Below are 16,585 nucleotides of genomic sequence, written 5' to 3' on the forward strand. Positions count from 1 at the left end.
ACTATGACTATATTCAAACTGGGCACAGACTTTAAGTATACGGATTTGACGTTTATTGAAAAGGAAGATGTGAGAAGGTTTGCAGGTTACAAGGGGCAGCCGGTTGAAGCGGGTGGCTCCTGGACAGAGGAAGTGTTCGGACTGTCACATGATCAATTGCAAAAGGGAAAAGTAAATGATTTTGATGCCCGTTGTTATGCAGCCACGCTGGTAATAAGACAGGAATTCCAGGAAGCACTCGAAGCGTTGCTACCGGGACAGGTTCAATGTCTGCCCATATCGATACAGGAAGTGCCGGGTAAATTTATTTATGTAAATGTATTGAATATCGTCCCTGCCATCAATCTGGATGGAATGGATTTCAAACAATCGATGGAAATGCTGCGCGGAACAGATATCAATTTCCGTCTCCCGGCAGTAAAAGATCAGATCCTGTTCCGCGATGAAAAGATCAACAACTTTTATTTCTGTACAGATAAATTTATTGATTTTGCCGAAGCGAACGGCATCAAGGGGTTGAAGTTTGACAAGGCGGGAACGGCAGGTTAATTTGATAAGCGGGCAGCGTAAAATTTCTTTCTACCACTTTGCGTGAATAAGCAAGCCATTTGAATTAACCGGCAATAGCTGCCCGTACAAAGGCATTTCCGTTTTTAAAAACTGATCTCGTTTTTAACTGACGATGATTGTCGACGGAATACCAATGTGTCGCAAAACTATTGCCCGCGCCCTGGTATACGCGCAACTTCCAACACACCACTTTTTTATCATCAGGTAAGGTTATTTCTTCTTTGTCATCTACCACAATGCGGGTGGTATATTCAAAATAGTGCAGTCCGGGGTTGACTGTTTTCAGTTGGAACTCTTTGCCAGGGGCGAAAGGGAGCACGCTTACCAGGTCATCCGTCATTACGCCGTTAAACACATCGGCGGCTTTTCGTGTAAACTGTTGTATACTGTCTTTAAAATAAATGTTGTTGGCGATGGTATCGCCGGCAAAGAATACGTTTTCTTTATAACTCTCCGTTTTTATATCCGTGAAGTAGGCTATGGGCGCCAGTGTCTGCAAATGGCAGAAGCTTGAATCTTTATTAATGTTCTTGTTCGTCTGATAGGTTTGTATGATGAGCCAGGCCGGTTGTCCCTGGTAAGTGGATTTTTCTACGCTACGTGTAAGAATAGCATTGAAATTAATCAGGCCTTCTTTGGTCTCGGTATACTGCAGGTATTGCTGGGTAAAGGGAACAAGTTTGTCATTATTTTGAATAGCAGACATCGTTGTCTGCGCGGAGATGTGTAAGGTTATTGCTGAAAACAACATTAAAAGCCATCCTTTATAATACTTCTGCATAAACTTCGTAATAGGTTAGGGTTTAAAAATAATAAACAGCGCATGTTCGGATGGCAGCAAAGCTGCTGAACTATTCAAAACAATGCCTGAACCACCTTTTCAGGGTATTTACTATGGCATATAATCCCTTTTTCGCGGACTTGCGGGTATGGTATAGAAGCAGACTTTTGTAGCAACCATTTTTATTCAAATGAAGAAGATTGTATTAGTTATTATGTTTCAAAATTGGCACAAAGAAAAGTATGCTAAAATGATTAACTACCGTTGGCCTTGCAAATAAGTATTTAGTGAGCTTTCTGATATTGTGTTGTAATTTATTCAAGGGCGATTTGAATGGCAGCGGGTAAAGTTTCAGAGGATTAGTTTCACTGATTTATTTACAAAATTGCTTTCATCAATATCGGTATTGTACCTATCCTGGCGATAGGTTATATGTCTTGAGATTTTCTTATGTTGATATAAAACCTTATCTCTAACAATATCCTTGAGCAACTTATATCCCTGCTCATACATAATTACATACCAACCATATCCTGCTTCTGAATCATGGTTTCTGCTATAATTATCAAACGAATGTAATTGCCAATAAACAGATTCAAAGATTTTATTGCCATCTTTATCATCCCACCTAAAACAGCCTTCATTATGGTTTAATAGCAATCCTAAATCTTTGCACAGCAGCGGGTTAATTGCCAGCCAATTCCTTTTTTTATTTATTGTTAGTAATCCATTATATAGAATAATGCCCCTATTTTGCAAAGAGAGGTAATCTTTAACTCTGTTTTTGGAAGTAAGATTAAAAATCAAAGTTCGATCATTTCCAAAATCAATATCAGGGTCAAAGCTTATAAAACTTTGCCTTAATTCTTCGTTATGGCCCCATCCCATACCTTTTATAATTGAATGTTCCGCTAGAATAAAAATATTATGGGTTTTTCTAAACATTAGAGCCTGCTCAAGATACTCGTCGCCAATTTCTGTCACCCATTCTTTCCTTGAAGAAGGTGCCCTTAAAGATGTCCCTTCAAGTATTGACCCTATAAAATCAGGCTTAGGTTTTGTGTTAAATAAAAAAGCATCTTCATCAAAATTATCTGCTAATTCGTCTGCCATTTCACTATCGATTAATTCAAGTTCCGCAAATTCTTTGATTACTTTCATTAACCCATCCCAAACCAACTGATTTCGTGGCCTTTTGTAAGAGATTTCCAAATCAAATCTACCACTGTAAATTTTTCTTATTTCCTCCTCTGAAATTGAACTACACCATGAAGGGAATTCCATGTCTTTTGCGAGTTGCATTACTCTCTGTGCAATGTTGATGACAGGGATATTTGTTTCATGACTAAGCAGCTTTATCTCTGTAAGGTATAGCTTCACTAAAATTAAGATATCATCAGTATCCTTTAAAAAGCCTTTCTTATTAATGTTCTTGAGTTCAGAATCTTTTGAACCAAAAAAAGAAGGTTTATAATCAAGTTCTATACCATAAATAAACGGAAGCTCTTTTGTTTGTAGCTTTATATAATGTTCAGGGTTGATATTGGCACTTTCCAATATTCTATAAGCAATTGTTGAAATATCATACCTGCTATTACTAAGCAAGGCTATGAGGTTTTCTGAATATTCTTTTACTGTAAAATCAGTCCTATTATTTAACACTGCTAACAGCTTAACATACTTTGAGTAGAATTTATTTTCATATAATTTTTCAAGAAGGTTTTTGGTAATACATCCTGTTATCGGGTAATTGGTAGATAGTATTTCGTAAACGGAATAATTAAAGTCACTTGGACATGTTAATACAAAAAATAGCAACTCGCTAAGCAAAGTTGTATCATCTAAATTTCCAGTTACAACTGGGGTGGATAAATCTACTGCCTCCCCTTTTAAAAGTTCGGTTCGAAATTCTTTTATGTCTGTAAATAATTTCTGGAAATCGGGCTCATCGGAAAAGAGCCCCCATATTTTAGCTACATCTTTAATTTGAATTTCTGTGGTTTCAATCTCAAAAGAAGAAACACTATTTGAATAATCATCAAAAACAACCTGTTGAAAAAATTTTTTTTCTTCAATTTGTGATAGCAATTCAAAAGGGACAATTTTGCTACCGCCATCATAAAATGTAACCCACCCACTTTTTTCTCCCGCTTTAATGGCTCTGTATAATATATCCTTTGCTATTTCTATCTTATTGCTTTTAATAAGCTCTTTTGCAATGTTTGAAAGCTCTCTCGCTTCATGTTTGCCATTTTCAATAAATGTTAAAATTTCCTCATCTGACGCTGTTTGAAACAGCTTGGCATAAGTTGGGCTCCAATCAAAGGTGCTATAATATTTTGCATTTATCTTCAACTCTGTCAAGTGCTTCATATCTTTAACTTGCGCACAAACCTCATCAGAAGTCATTTTATTGCCATTACTTAACTCGATAACTTTCGTATCTACAGAATTATACCCTTCCTTTTCTTTTATCGCATGATGTAAGCCCACATCCTTGCAATTAATTTCTTTTGAATTTGCATACTCCTGAATTTTTACCAAATAGTCGTCTCTATATTCTTGAATAGAACAAATAGAAATCTCGTTTACGATTTCTTCAAGCTCTGCTTTATCCAAAGTGGCTATCGGGTTTAATAGCTTTTCAAAAAATCTCCATCTTGCCCCATGATTATTGTCAAATGCCATCACCACTCTCGTAAATAGTTTTGTTATTATAACCCTTTGTTCAGGCAACTTGGTTACTAGATGTGCTAGTAATATTTCAACTGCATCGCAAAATGATATTAAGCCTTCAAAAAGTAAGTATTTAAAAACCTCAAATCCATTACCGTATTTCAAGGCAAGTGCAAGCAGCTCAATAGACGGGGTATGGGTTCTTGAATTTACCTTCTCTAACAATGAATTAATTTTCGCTAAATAGTATTCTATTTCCTTCGAAATATCCCCTGACATCTTATGCAAGAAACCAACGATATAATCAAGCTGATTGTCCTTTTCGCCTCTAACACTAAGAGAAATCTCCATGACTTTTTGCATAAGTTCGCTGCCCTTCTCAGTCTCGCCTAATTGACACCACAAATTAATTTGCCGTATTGCTTTATCAATTCTGTCATCTAAATAGCCCCTTTCAAAAAGATGTTTATCTATTTTTTTAAGTTGGTTTTTACACCACTCATTATTCAAGCACAATTCAATAACATAATCAATAATTGTTTGAATCTGATTTATTCTCCAAAATGCTTGTTGTGTATCCCATTCCACTTCCAGTCTTGACAGTATCTCATTGAAGTTATCTGTTGAGAGCTTAGAGGAGATTTTAAGAACCAGATTGATGAGTATAGATTTGTTCTCCGAAATAGAATATTCATACCCATAATCCGTTTGATCATACCTAAATAGGTGGAGAAAATTTTCAAAATGAGTATAAAACCCTAAAGCGGCGTCTTTGTAATTGTGATATATGTAAGCATAAGATTTACCAAGTTCAGCAAATGCGTTATAAAATGCAATTTTGGTGTATTTATCTTCGGTCGGTAAAAAACGAAACTGGGATTCAGAAAATTGTTTGTAGATGATATAATAAAAAGCTGAATAGTCAAAGATATAATTTAGAATACTGGTGTCATCAAATGATAATTCCTGTTTCGGTATATTAACAGGCGGAAGCAACTTATCAAAAATGGGCATCGCCTTTTCAATACTCTTGTATTTAAAAAGATAAACCCAAAGAAGGCGTCTATTTATTGGATTATTCTCTGAGATCTCCCATAAACTTAGTTTTTCAATAGAATGCGTATAGAAAGGAATATGCTCTGGAAGCTCAGTAGCAATATCAAAGTAAAAATAAAATAAATTGTTTTTATCATTTCTTCGCAATAGAATTTCCTCAAGGAACTTTAAATTATTTTCATTATTGCTTGAAATACTTACATCCAACATTTCAGAAAACACCTCTGAATACAGGTTTCTACTCCGGGAATCATATCCTTCCTCTATCGAAATGGAACTAACTTGTTCCAGGATTTTCTCTATTGGTAAAAACAAGCAAGCCGCTTTAGCCCAAGCACATATAAGTTCTATTTCATCAACTTGACTGTAATTTTTTCTGTCATATCTACTTGGGCTTACGGTTTTTGAATGATTTAATATATACGAGGGGCTGGCTTTTTGGAAAATCGAATAAGCAAGTTCCTTAAAATCCTTTTGATACATATTACTGCAATATTCTAAAGCAGTTTTTTCAGAAACAAGAAGCTCAACATTGTCATAAACAAAGGAGTTCGCAAGGTTTGTTTGCCCTAGCTCGTAAAAAGTGCTAAAGTAATCGCCGGGTGTAAAATTATTATAGCGTTGCTTTATCTCAAAATTAGCCAGCATAAGCCCAAACAAGCAATAAATTTCTTTTGTTTTTCGTGCTGCTTCAATTGCAAGCTGAATGTCTTCTCTGATAAGCCTGTAGTTTCTAAAGTCAAACCATTGCTTTCTGAAATAAGTCTGGGTTCCTAACAATAAAACAGATTCAAATTCTTCAGCCTTGTATAAATGATACAGTTCATTCCATTTATAGCCAGTATCTATTTTTTTTGCAACTTCACAAATTTTTAAATGAAAGCCTTTATCAAGATTACAGTCATATTCTCCTGTTAGAATATTTTTTGCTGTTTCTGCAACAAGAAATTCTTTAAAACTATTATGAAAAAACTGCCAAACTGTTCCTATTTTATAAAAGTAGTTCTCTGAAAGTAATTTAATCCTAAGAAAATCTTCTCTTGTAATTTTTGGAAATGAATTAAAAATGCTTATATCAAAAGCAGAATGCCTGAACCTTGATACAACCCCGAGAATTTCAACAAAGTCATCTTGTCTTTTATTTTTTTCCCAAAACACCTGGTATTCTTTGTAAATATCACCACTAAAAACCCTCTCTGAAATAATTTGATGTAAATCTTCTTGCGGCAGGTTTTTTATCTCTTCGATAGTATAGCGGAGAAATAACGGATGCCCCAATGTATTAGTATATAATTTTTCAAACGTTTCTTCGGCAATATTTATGTTGTAGGAATTTAAAAAATTCTGGACTCGGTTTTTAGTCAATGGGTTTATATGAATAATCCTTTTTTCGGTTTTAAGGGAGTTAAATATCCGTGGATTTAACTTATCTAAATTCTCAACAGTCCTTGACCCTAAAATGAAATAAATATTCTCTGGTATATTATCAGGTGACGGAAGTATTCCAATTAAACTTTTTTCTACGTCTTGTTCTCTTACAATATGGTCTAAACCATCAACGATAATTATAGTTTTTTGGTTGTGATAGGAAAGTTTATTTAGTTCCTCACCAAAATGTTTCTGCAAATCATTAAAGTTTTCAGTCAGAAGCCTATTTTGGGGAAAGAATGGCGATTGACGCATCTGAACAAGCAGGTCATGCAAAAAAATTCTGGCTTCACCCCTAAAACCAAATTCATAGTTCATTTCTGTGTTTACATAAGCATAGTATTTCAAGATATGATAGTTGCTCTGCTGTATCCATTTTGTAAGTAAAGTAGATTTTCCCGAACCCGCATTCCCTATCAGTGCCAAGTATCCGTTTGATTTATCTCTTAATAGTTTTTCAATTTGGTCAATAGTTTCTGTAATAGGCTGAAAATGTGCGTCATCAACAAAAAAAGTATGTCTGAAATAGCTTTCATAGCGACTTTTCAAATGAAACTTTTCAAGAAATTCATTTTTGGTATAGCGTACATTCCCAAACTTTCCGACTGTATTGAAAATATTTTTTGCAATTTCTTCAATATCAATTCTCCTTTGTTGCTCGGTATAGCTGTCAAAAAGTAGAGGCAATGAATAATTAAAAATTAATTGTGTGCTTTGAATAAAGTCAATAAATTCCTTTGGATAGGAGCTAGTTATGGCTAAAAGTTCCTGGAAGGTATTCCCCCATTCTTCGGGGATATTAGTGACATCATATTTTCCATTATGAATTGGAATCCAAAAATTTTCTATAAGTTGCTTGAAAGAAGCTTTTTCATCCCCCTTGAAAGAATTTATTTTATCATTATTAGAAGCATTTTGTGTAGTTATAAGTCTGACATCTATTGATTTCCCAGGATTGGCTGAAAGAAGTTTTCGCCATCCGGCAAACATACCCTGTAAAATGCTTTGTGTATCGGATATAGTAAAGCTTGAATAGCTAAATTTTGATGAGTTTATGTTTTTTACTTGAAAAGCAAGAACACTATTTCTTAACCCTATTAAAACATCATCAATCTTTCCTGCCTCTGTACTGGCAAACTCAATCCATTCAATTGAGTTGTCATCAGTAAGCAAGGCATTATAAATCTCAGTTGCAAATATTGAATACTGAAAATCCATGCCAGATACAGCAGCTACTTCTCCAGAAATATTTCCCTTGCCTTTTTTCATAAACCAAATTTACTAAAATACGCTAAAATATTTAGTACGCTTATTGGATTTTCAATCAGAAGTCTAAAACGCTTTGGTCCGTACTTAATGGGTTATCTACCCCTTTTAATTGCAATTATACAAGACACAATCATTTCATCAAGGTTATTATTATATTGGCAGCTTTCCAGCAGCCATTGTAATGTTTCGGTACTCAGGCTAAGCTCTTTGGGTTTTATATCTCTCAGGCTTATTACTTTTCGGCTTCTTAGCTGTGCTTTCCGCTTCTTATCTAATACAGGTTGTAAAATCTCCAGCCACAGGTCGGCAAAATGGTTAAAGTCAAGAATATAGTCACTGGCATTGTCTATGTTAAAAATATCAAGAACGTCTTTAATCAGCTTCTTTCGTTCCAGCCCTTTTTCATGAGTAAAAAAATAATCCAGTGTCTTTTTTGCAATATCCAACGCCCTTTTCTTTTTATACGGCAATAATTCAATTTCTTTTCGCCTTAACTTTCTAACTGCAGCTATAAGATATTCATTGGTTTCGGTAGTCCACTTTTCCTGCTTCAGTGTTGGCTTTTGCAAGTGTATCCTTAGCAATTCACTTATTTCGGCAAAATCAGTTGAAGCCTTTCCTGTATCATCAATAAAATACCACTTCGGGCTCCGTACGTTATCACCCCTTATGGCGAAGAAACTCCACTCATTGTCAGATTCGACAAAACTCACCCTAGTTTTAATGGCGGCCTCCACATCCTTAACTTGGTCATAAATATCTGGCGAAATAATAGCTTCTTTACCCTCTACTAAATCATATAATGACTGAAAACTGTCTTTGATGCCCTCCCAGGCAAACTCATCAGAAGAATATTCTTCGTATGCCTTTATTAAATTTTTTGTGGAAGCTGAATTTTTTAGGTGTTTTTCATATAGGGCTTTCGGTATCTCAACATTATTCCCAATCAGACTGTCAGTCATGGCAAGTATATCCAGTATCTTCTTATCTCCGTTAAGCGAAAACTCCGGACTATCATCAGCCCAATATACATGGATTCTATCATGTTCGCTATCCATTCTTTCAAGTCTGCCAATCCTTTGCTCAATCAGCCGGAGCACACTCGGGGTGTCAAGTAGAACTAACGCCTTTCCATCCTGCAAATTCACACCTTCAGACATGGCATCAGAGCAAAGGGCAATTGATTTTTTTTGAAAAATACTTCCCCGGCCATAAATTTCTTTCACCAGGTCTTTATTCTTTTCACTTTGCCCAGTTGCAACAATCACTTCAATATCGGTATGCCTGCTGTTAAGTTTCTTCTTCAAATAATCTAGGGTAATAATGGTAGAGTCAAAAGCCAGTAATTTTTGGTACTGATTGGCTTTATTATACAGCAGTTCAACTTTTGCACTATCCCTTGCTTTACTCAGTTTTTTGGTTAGCGAAAGTATTTGCTCCAGAATGGTGATTTCTTCATCACAAGCCTGTTTGTAACTATCAAAATCAGTTAACCAATCCGGCAAAAGGGATTTTTCAAAATCGGTTACCGGAAGTTTCTTTTTGCAATCCCTTATCCGCTGGATTACATTGCCCGTTTTGGATTTTACTGATTCAAACTTATAAAACTCCATTGCATACTCCGAGCCTGCCAACACTTCCATTAAAGCACATCTTGATGAACGCAAAGCAGACCTTATTGTGTAACCGGCCAGTGCTGGTGCAGAGTTTAGCCGTTGTGTTATATATTTCTGCTTGTCTTCCTCTGTTTCCAACGGAAATTCAGGATGATTAATTTTTTGCAGGTAGTTTATTCCTTTGAGCTTGCTGCAAAAATCTTTAATCCGGGATGCTATTTTCTTGTCTTCATCTGTTTCGCCGGTGGCATATGTATCTGAAATTGTTGTTGGGTATTTACACAACTTGCCATCACTGTTGTGGTATTTCTGCGGCTCTTTATGAATGTACTCATTTAATTTTCTTTTTGTTCTCCTTACAATAAACTGGTTTATGTAGCTCCGCAGTTTATTAATATATGCTTCATCATATACTTTTGCTTTGGAGCTTCTTAAACGTATGTACTCACTTAAATCATCGTCACTCAGATTATCAATATCAAGCAACTCAATCAGCCTTAATAAATCTTCCGCTTTCTTGTTTATGGGTGTTGCCGTAGAGAGGATTATATGCGAAGACCCCGTCGGAGTGATAGACCTGCTTCTGATGGACGTTCTGTTCAGATAATTATGGGCTTCATCTACGATTAAAATACTTGCTTTGTCAATATCCTGCTGTACCAGTTTCCTGTTTTTCTCCTTGCTAGTGCTTAAAATGCCCATAGATTTTATGTTGTTAAAAATCTTGAACGATTTTTCTTCTTTTTGCCAGTTGTCCATTATCTGTTTTGGAGAAATTATGAGGGCATTTGATGTGCCTTTCTTGCCATTGGCCAGCAACCAGTGAAATAATGTATAGGCTAAAGCTGTACACAATTTTGTTTTGCCCGAACCTGTTGGGTCGGCAATTAAAACATTACCCTGGTTTTGGATAACATACATGGCTTTGGCAATCCCCATTTTTTGAGTGGGCCATAGTTCAGTATTAATAACTGCCTGGTAAAGCTCCGGATATTCTTTTAGCCATTCACCTTCTGTAACTTCCGCAACAGCCCTTGCCAATGCTTCCTGCCAGGTAACATCTTTTAAAAGTTTATTGAGCAGTTCAATAAGTTTGTCGTTATAATCTTCGGCAAGGTCATAAAAGTTTTCAGCCAGCAGTTTTATTTCGCTATACTGATGCTCCTCTTTACTATCACCGGCGGCAGCAGTTACACGGATATTGGCTTCCTGTTGTTTTGTAATTCCATTTTTGCTAAAGTTTGCAGAGCCAAGTATTGCATGGGTTTCGCCAATATATATTTTGGCATGGAGTTTATCAAGCAACCTGAAATCAAAACGTTTTCTTTCAATATTGTCAATCAAATTTAAAATTGCCCCACCCAGAATGATAGATACTCCCTGTCGCAGCCAATAATTTTTAACTTCAGTGGTAAGATTATAAGTGGGCCATTTCTTTCTGCCGATAATTTCAGGCTCAAACCCCAGGACCACTCTTAGGTTACGAAGTTGAAAATGCCCCTCTGTCCCAAAAATTTCAATAAGGTTTGCAAGTGAGGTAAAGCCTGTTACAACCAGGTATTCAGAAGATACCTGAATATCCGACAGCAAGACAGACTTAATGGTACGTTCATGGGTATCATTATTTATTGGAAACTCACCCTGTAAAGGCCAGTTATGCTTATAATTAACAGTAAATAAGTCGCCCTGCTTTGGCATTAGTACTATAAAAGTTTAAATGGGGAATTTGCTTGTTGAAAAAACATTGAAAGCAGGCACTAAATCCCAGGGTTTATTTACGATACTGATTACCCTTTTCATAAGCGAAATAAGTTAATGGTTGCACTTTTAAAGATACAAAAAATAGGGCTTTGCAGGTAATTATACAGGTACGTTACAATCCTCAATCACTCCCAATCGCTCCGTAATCTCTCCGCAATCCCCCCAAAATTACACTATGATGATTCCTTGAATGTTTCACAAAAACTTTTACCGGACAGAATCGGACAATATCATCCCAAACTGACGATTACTAACAGCTTCTGTTAACAACTGCTACAAACCGGCCTAAAGTGGAAAGCCGAGCTTTTCTGCTGTAATATTTTTGTCTATTGAACTGACCCAATAGAGGGATAACCAAATAAACAGCATCAAGCATTGATCCAATCCTTATGAAAACCGATACCACCCTGATCGAGAAACCTTTTTTCCAGCCGCTCATAACGGCAAACCAAAACCGAATAGAAGACATCGCTCCGGCTGAAATTCTGCAATCAGCCAGTTTTAAAAACCTTACAGAAACCCAGGCCGCTGATAGCCAGGGTGATTAAAGAATTTACCTGCCCACCAAAGAGCAGGCTGATAACAATCTTTCGCTGGAAACCCAGCGTAAAGCCTGTGAGCAGTATTCACGGAAAAACAATTACAGCATACTTGGGCATTTTGGCGGCACTTATGAAAGTGCCAAAACAGATGAACGCCGTCATTTTAATGCCATGCTCTCATTTGTAAAAAAGAGCCGGGATAAAATATCCCATATCATTGTTTACAGTGTGGACAGGTTCAGCCGTTCCGGTGCCAATGCCATTTATATTGCGGAGCAGTTGAAGGAAGTTGGGATTACAGTTTTTGCAGTTTCGCAGCCAACTGACACTACTACGGCAAGCGGTAGCCTTCAGCAAAACATACAGTTCATTTTCTCTGAATACGATAACCAGCTTCGCCGTGAAAAATGTATGGCAGGGGTAAAGGAAAAGCTGCTCAGCGTATCTGGGTGAGTGTGCCGCCCATCGGCTACTCTATTGTAAGAACCGCTGGTAGAAAAAGCTTTGAACTCAATAGTAAGGGCAAACTGATCCAGAAGGCCTTTTACTGGAAAGCCGAGGGACTATCTATTGAGGCCATAAAGGACAGGCTTGCCCAAAAGGGCCTTAAAATGGACAGCCGCCGGGTAAGTGATTGTTTGAAAAACCCGTTTTATTGTGGCCTGCTAGTGCATAATGCACTGGAGGGAAAAGTGGTAGAGTGCATACAGGAGAAAGCGGTATCCAAAGAACTTTTTTTTACAGGTAAATGGTATTCTTGCTTCCCGGCAGCAGGGCTATGGAATAAAGCCCGAAAATGACGACAGCCCTTTGAAACGCTTTATTAAATGCGATGAATGCGGGGCGTTTCTGAGGGCTTATAAGGCCTGGAAAAACCAGCAGTATTACTACAAGTGCAACACCAGGGGCTGTTCGTGCAACCGCAGGGCGGATGAGGTACATAAGAAGTTCTTTGTTTTACTGGGACAGCAGCAATTAAATGTTAATGAAGATGTGGCAAAGCTTATTAGTGCTCAGATGATCGCCACCTATAACCAGCTTACCAAAGAAAAACAGCGCGATAGTGAGCGCCTGAATAAACAACTTCAGGAGTGCGAGAAGAAGATCGAGCGGCTGGAAGAGCGCTATATCAATGAGGAAATTGACAGGGATTTATCGGGCGTTATAAGCAAAAGTTTGTAGCTGAAAGAAGGGAACTGGAACAAAATCTCCTGAACGCAGATAGCAGGCTGTCGAACTTTGAAAATATCATCGAAAAAGCATTACATTTTGGCTCCAATCTCAAGCCACTATGGGCTTCCGGAGGATATGTTCAAAAACAAAAGCTGCAAAAGCTGGTGTTCCCGGAGGGGATTGTCTATAACCGCAAAAATGATGAGTGTCGAACCCTGAGGGTAAACAGTGTTTTTCTCTGTATGAGTGAACTGGCAAGGACTTTAGCACAAAAGAAAAGCGGGGATACATCTTATAAAGATAATATCCCCGCTTTAGTGGAGAATAGCGGGGTCGAACCGCTGACCTCTTGCATGCCATGCAAGCGCTCTACCAACTGAGCTAATTCCCCGAAAGGGAGGCAAAAATAAGGGATTTGGTATTATTTCAACGACGCGGGTGAGTTTTTTTTCACTTGAAAAAATGCAGAACCTTTTCTACCTTAGAACCCAATCCGGTTATCTATGAAACGAATTTATTTCTTCCTCTTTTGCCTCGCCCTCATTTTTATTCTGCAATCCTGCCACCGTGCTATGTCGCCTTACGAAGCGGCCAATCATCCGCGTGGTAAAAAATGCAGAACAATCCGCTGATCGCTTAGTTGGAACCAAAAAGGTTACCTACCGCGCCTTCCAGCATCGGGAATTTTTCCACTACGTAGTTTTTTACGGCTTCGATGGCTTGTTTGGCTTGTTCGTCGGTGAGCCCGGCTTCTGCCTTGAGCTTTTCAATGAGTTCCTGCATGATTATTAATTAAAAATTCAAAAGTCAAAATTCAAAAGTGAATGGGCAATAGTGAATAGTGAATGGCTGCTGCATTTGCACATTTACCTATTTACACATCTTCACATTGCTTAGGCTACTTTCAGCAGACTGAGCTTGCTCTTATCAAATTTACGTTTGGCATATTCCAGCGTAAGGGTGAAAGTCGTTTCCTTGGAAGACGGCAATTCAAACATGGCATCGGTCAGTATGCCTTCGCAGATGCTGCGCAGCCCACGGGCACCCAGTTTGTATTCGAGCGCTTTTTCCACCATAAAATCAAGCGTATCTTCTTCGATCTGCAGGTGAATGCCCTCAAGTTCGAAGAGACGTTTGTATTGCTTGATCAATGCATTCTTCGGCTCGGTAAGGATAGCGCGCAGGGTAGGCGCATCCAGCGGATCGAGATGCGTGGTGACCGGCAAACGTCCCAGTAATTCGGGAATCAGGCCGAATGTTTTCAGATCCTGCGCATTTACATAACGCAGCAGGTTCTTTTTCATATTTTCCTGGAGGTCTTTGTCTACGTTGAAACCAATCGTGTTGGTCTGCACGCGGCGGGCAATGATCTTGTCGATACCGTCGAATGCACCACCGCAGATAAAGAGAATATTCTGCGTGTTAATCTTTATAAGCTTCTGCTCGGGGTGCTTACGACCTCCCTGTGGCGGTACCAGTACGTCGGTGCCTTCCAGGAGTTTCAGCATACCTTGTTGCACCCCTTCACCACTCACATCGCGGGTGATGGACGGGTTGTCGCCTTTGCGGGCGATCTTGTCGATCTCATCGATGTAAACGATACCACGTTCCGCTGCATGCACATCGTAGTTACAAACCTGCAATAAACGGGTAAGAATACTTTCCACGTCTTCGCCTACATAACCTGCTTCGGTGAATACGGTTGCATCCACGATCGCGAAGGGTACGTTGAGCATGCGGGCAATACTTTTGGCCAGCAGGGTTTTGCCCGTGCCGGTTTCGCCCACCATGACGATATTGCTTTTTTCAATTTCGATTTCAGAACCGGTGTTCTCGCTTTTCTGCTGGAGACGTTTGTAGTGGTTGTAAACGGCCACCGACAATACTTTCTTTGCCTCATCCTGGCCGATCACGTATTCGTCCAGGAATTTTTTGATCTCCATTGGTTTCTTCACCGTGAGTTTGAAGGAAGAAGGCGCGGTTTTTTCGTCCCGTACCATCAGTTCCTGTTCAATGATCTCGCGGGCATGCTCCACACAATTTTCACAGATATGCCCTTCCTGTCCCGCGATCAGGATCTTAACCTCATCCCGGTTGCGGCCACAGAAAGAACAGTGTAAAGGGTTTTTTGCCATGAATTTCTCCTCGTGCTTTACTTTTTAGGTCAGCAAAGTGCTGACTGCAAAATTAAAAAACCCCTCTGACAGAGGAGTTTTTATTTTATTATCCATTAACCGGTAAACCATTAAGATTTTACCGGACTAATTTTCAGGATTTTAGAGTTTGTCAACGATCTGATCCGCAATGCCATATTCGATGGCTTCTTTGGCGTCCATCCAGTAATCGCGGTCAAAATCCCGGTAAATCTGTTCGATCGTTTTGCCGCAATTCTCAGCGAGAATGCGGGCACCGATCTCTTTTACGCGGGCTGTCTGACGCGCCTGGATTTCCAGATCCGAGCTCACTCCCTGAATATAACCGCCCAGAGAAGGCTGGTGGATCATCACTTCACCATGCGGGTAGATGAAGCGTTTTCCTTTGACACCGCCACTGAGCAAAATGCTGCCCATGGACGCGGCCAGGCCCATACAAATGGTGTTCACCGGGCTGGAGATCATGCGCATGGTATCGTAGATCACCATGCCGCTGGTGACCACACCGCCGGGACTGTTGATATAAAAATTAATTTCTTTTCCGGGATTATCGGCTTCGAGCAACAGGAGTTTGGTAGTTACTTCACGGGCAGATTTATCATCTACCACGCCCCAGAGGTATACCGCTCTTTTTTCGAAAAACAGGCGCTCCAGTTTTTTATTCAGCATGACAAGGTCGTCGCGTTTGTCTTCTCTTTCCTGTACTTCCTCATCATCCATACGCCAGTCGTTATTGTGATATCGCATATTCGTTTGTATTAATTTTTTGAAAATGGATTAGCTGTCCTTGCGTTCTTTACGCGGATTCAGCAGAAGTACTTCGTCTACCAGGCCGTATTCTTTGGCTTCTGTGGCAGTCATCCAGTGGTCACGCTCAAAGTCGCGCTGGATTTCTTCGATCGATTTGCCGGAATGATAGTGCATGATGTCGTAGAGTTCTCTTTTGAGTTTACGGATCTCATTCACGGTGATTTCGATATCGCTTGCCTGTCCGCCGATGGCGCCGCTTGGTTGGTGCATCATCACACGGGCGTGACGGAGTGCTGCGCGTTTGCCTTTGGTGCCGGCTGCGAGCAATACAGCGCCCATAGAGGCCGCCATACCTATGCAGATAGTAGCCACATCGGGACTGACATATTGCATGGTGTCATAAACACCCAGACCTGCGTAAACGCTTCCGCCGGGACTGTTTACATACATATTGATATCGCGTGTGCGGTCGGTAGAGTCGAGGAACAGCAACTGGGCCGTGATAATGTTGGCCACTTCGTCGTTGATAGGATAGCCCAGGAAAATGATCCGGTCCATCATCAGACGGCTGTAAACGTCCATGACAGCCACATTCATCGGACGCTCTTCAATGATGTTCGGCGTCAGGGCCGTCACCATATGAGAAGCATAACTATGAAGTGTGTTGCTGGATAATCCGCGATGTTTGACCGCGTATTTTTCGAATTCGGAATTTAAGCCCATAATAAATGAATAAAGCTGTTTTTTAAATCGTTTTGGGTCAGGTACTACAGTTCTAACAAGAAAGCCAATCAATAGTTGATCAGACAG

The 16,585-nt window shown here is 39.2% G+C and carries 13 protein-coding genes and 1 tRNA gene; 6 read left to right on the top strand and 8 right to left on the bottom strand.

Going from position 1 to position 16,585, the window contains the following annotated elements:
* The first annotated feature begins 3 nt into the window (after positions 1-3).
* Positions 4-549, top strand: a complete 546-nt coding sequence (locus H608_RS0115050) for a hypothetical protein (protein WP_028788403.1) — start codon at positions 4-6, stop codon at positions 547-549.
* A gap of 64 nt (positions 550-613) precedes the next feature.
* Here the strand turns inward: H608_RS0115050 and H608_RS0115055 are convergent, their stop codons facing one another.
* The 3 genes from H608_RS0115055 to H608_RS0115065 all read right to left on the bottom strand — a co-directional run bounded on the left by H608_RS0115055 (position 614) and on the right by H608_RS0115065 (position 11,094).
* Positions 614-1,351, bottom strand: a complete 738-nt coding sequence (locus tag H608_RS0115055) for a DUF3108 domain-containing protein (protein ID WP_028788404.1) — start codon at positions 1,349-1,351, stop codon at positions 614-616.
* Positions 1,352-1,702: 351 nt separating this feature from the next.
* The gene (locus tag H608_RS0115060; protein ID WP_028788405.1) at positions 1,703-7,780 is read right to left on the bottom strand and encodes an NACHT domain-containing protein; all 6,078 of its coding nucleotides are present in this window, start codon (positions 7,778-7,780) and stop codon (positions 1,703-1,705) included.
* Between the two features lie 92 nt (positions 7,781-7,872).
* Complete coding sequence (locus H608_RS0115065; RefSeq protein WP_028788406.1) at positions 7,873-11,094, bottom strand: SNF2-related protein; 3,222 nt, start codon at positions 11,092-11,094, stop codon at positions 7,873-7,875.
* Between the two features lie 452 nt (positions 11,095-11,546).
* Here H608_RS0115065 and H608_RS24440 point away from each other — a divergent pair, with 452 nt between their 5' ends.
* The 4 genes from H608_RS24440 to H608_RS0115080 are packed head-to-tail and all read left to right on the top strand — an operon-like array spanning position 11,547 to position 12,881.
* On the top strand, positions 11,547-11,705 hold the full coding sequence (locus tag H608_RS24440) for a hypothetical protein (RefSeq protein ID WP_155990195.1): 159 nt from the start codon (positions 11,547-11,549) through the stop codon (positions 11,703-11,705).
* A 45-nt stretch (positions 11,706-11,750) separates the two neighbouring features.
* Positions 11,751-12,152 (top strand): recombinase family protein, encoded by a 402-nt coding sequence (locus tag H608_RS24270; RefSeq protein WP_245565772.1) that lies wholly within the window; start codon positions 11,751-11,753, stop codon positions 12,150-12,152.
* Positions 12,107-12,499 (top strand): recombinase family protein, encoded by a 393-nt coding sequence (locus H608_RS0115075; RefSeq protein WP_028788407.1) that lies wholly within the window; start codon positions 12,107-12,109, stop codon positions 12,497-12,499. Before H608_RS24270 ends, H608_RS0115075 begins: the two co-directional genes overlap by 46 nt.
* Before the next feature lie 10 nt (positions 12,500-12,509).
* Positions 12,510-12,881, top strand: coding sequence for a recombinase zinc ribbon domain-containing protein (locus tag H608_RS0115080; RefSeq protein ID WP_028788408.1), 372 nt, complete (start codon positions 12,510-12,512; stop codon positions 12,879-12,881).
* Between the two features lie 309 nt (positions 12,882-13,190).
* On the opposite strand, the gene H608_RS0115085 is transcribed toward H608_RS0115080, so the two are convergent.
* A tRNA-Ala gene (locus H608_RS0115085) sits at positions 13,191-13,263 on the bottom strand.
* Between the two features lie 112 nt (positions 13,264-13,375).
* Between H608_RS0115085 and H608_RS24850 the strand changes: the two genes are divergently transcribed.
* Positions 13,376-13,504: a hypothetical protein gene (locus H608_RS24850; protein WP_281169183.1), complete on the top strand. Its 129-nt coding sequence runs from the start codon at positions 13,376-13,378 to the stop codon at positions 13,502-13,504.
* Positions 13,505-13,508: 4 nt separating this feature from the next.
* On the opposite strand, the gene H608_RS24580 is transcribed toward H608_RS24850, so the two are convergent.
* The 4 genes from H608_RS24580 to H608_RS0115105 form a co-directional block, all read right to left on the bottom strand.
* Entirely contained in the window at positions 13,509-13,655 is a 147-nt protein-coding gene (locus tag H608_RS24580; RefSeq protein ID WP_169395536.1) for a hypothetical protein, read from the bottom strand.
* A gap of 110 nt (positions 13,656-13,765) precedes the next feature.
* Positions 13,766-15,007 (bottom strand): ATP-dependent Clp protease ATP-binding subunit ClpX, encoded by a 1,242-nt coding sequence (clpX, locus tag H608_RS0115095; RefSeq protein WP_028788409.1) that lies wholly within the window; start codon positions 15,005-15,007, stop codon positions 13,766-13,768.
* A 141-nt stretch (positions 15,008-15,148) separates the two neighbouring features.
* A complete protein-coding gene (locus H608_RS0115100) occupies positions 15,149-15,772 on the bottom strand; it encodes a ClpP family protease (RefSeq protein WP_211227070.1) in 624 nt (207 codons plus the stop codon).
* A 30-nt stretch (positions 15,773-15,802) separates the two neighbouring features.
* A complete protein-coding gene (locus tag H608_RS0115105) occupies positions 15,803-16,498 on the bottom strand; it encodes a ClpP family protease (RefSeq protein WP_028788411.1) in 696 nt (231 codons plus the stop codon).
* Between the last annotated feature and the right edge of the window lie 87 nt (positions 16,499-16,585).

The sequence above is a fragment of the Terrimonas ferruginea DSM 30193 genome (genome assembly GCF_000425585.1).
GTDB lineage: Bacteria > Bacteroidota > Bacteroidia > Chitinophagales > Chitinophagaceae > Terrimonas > Terrimonas ferruginea.

Bases quoted from the DNA above. Each gene is read 5' to 3' on its own strand.
- H608_RS0115050 (WP_028788403.1), top strand. From the start codon at position 4: ATGACTATATTCAAACTGGGCACAGACTTTAAGTATACGGATTTGACG.
- H608_RS0115055 (WP_028788404.1), bottom strand. From the start codon at position 1,351: ATGCAGAAGTATTATAAAGGATGGCTTTTAATGTTGTTTTCAGCAATA.
- H608_RS0115060 (WP_028788405.1), bottom strand. From the start codon at position 7,780: ATGAAAAAAGGCAAGGGAAATATTTCTGGAGAAGTAGCTGCTGTATCT.
- H608_RS0115065 (WP_028788406.1), bottom strand. From the start codon at position 11,094: ATGCCAAAGCAGGGCGACTTATTTACTGTTAATTATAAGCATAACTGG.
- H608_RS24440 (WP_155990195.1), top strand. From the start codon at position 11,547: ATGAAAACCGATACCACCCTGATCGAGAAACCTTTTTTCCAGCCGCTC.
- H608_RS0115075 (WP_028788407.1), top strand. From the start codon at position 12,107: ATGTATGGCAGGGGTAAAGGAAAAGCTGCTCAGCGTATCTGGGTGAGT.
- H608_RS24850 (WP_281169183.1), top strand. From the start codon at position 13,376: ATGAAACGAATTTATTTCTTCCTCTTTTGCCTCGCCCTCATTTTTATT.
- H608_RS24580 (WP_169395536.1), bottom strand. From the start codon at position 13,655: ATGCAGGAACTCATTGAAAAGCTCAAGGCAGAAGCCGGGCTCACCGAC.
- clpX (WP_028788409.1), bottom strand. From the start codon at position 15,007: ATGGCAAAAAACCCTTTACACTGTTCTTTCTGTGGCCGCAACCGGGAT.
- H608_RS0115100 (WP_211227070.1), bottom strand. From the start codon at position 15,772: ATGCGATATCACAATAACGACTGGCGTATGGATGATGAGGAAGTACAG.
- H608_RS0115105 (WP_028788411.1), bottom strand. From the start codon at position 16,498: ATGGGCTTAAATTCCGAATTCGAAAAATACGCGGTCAAACATCGCGGA.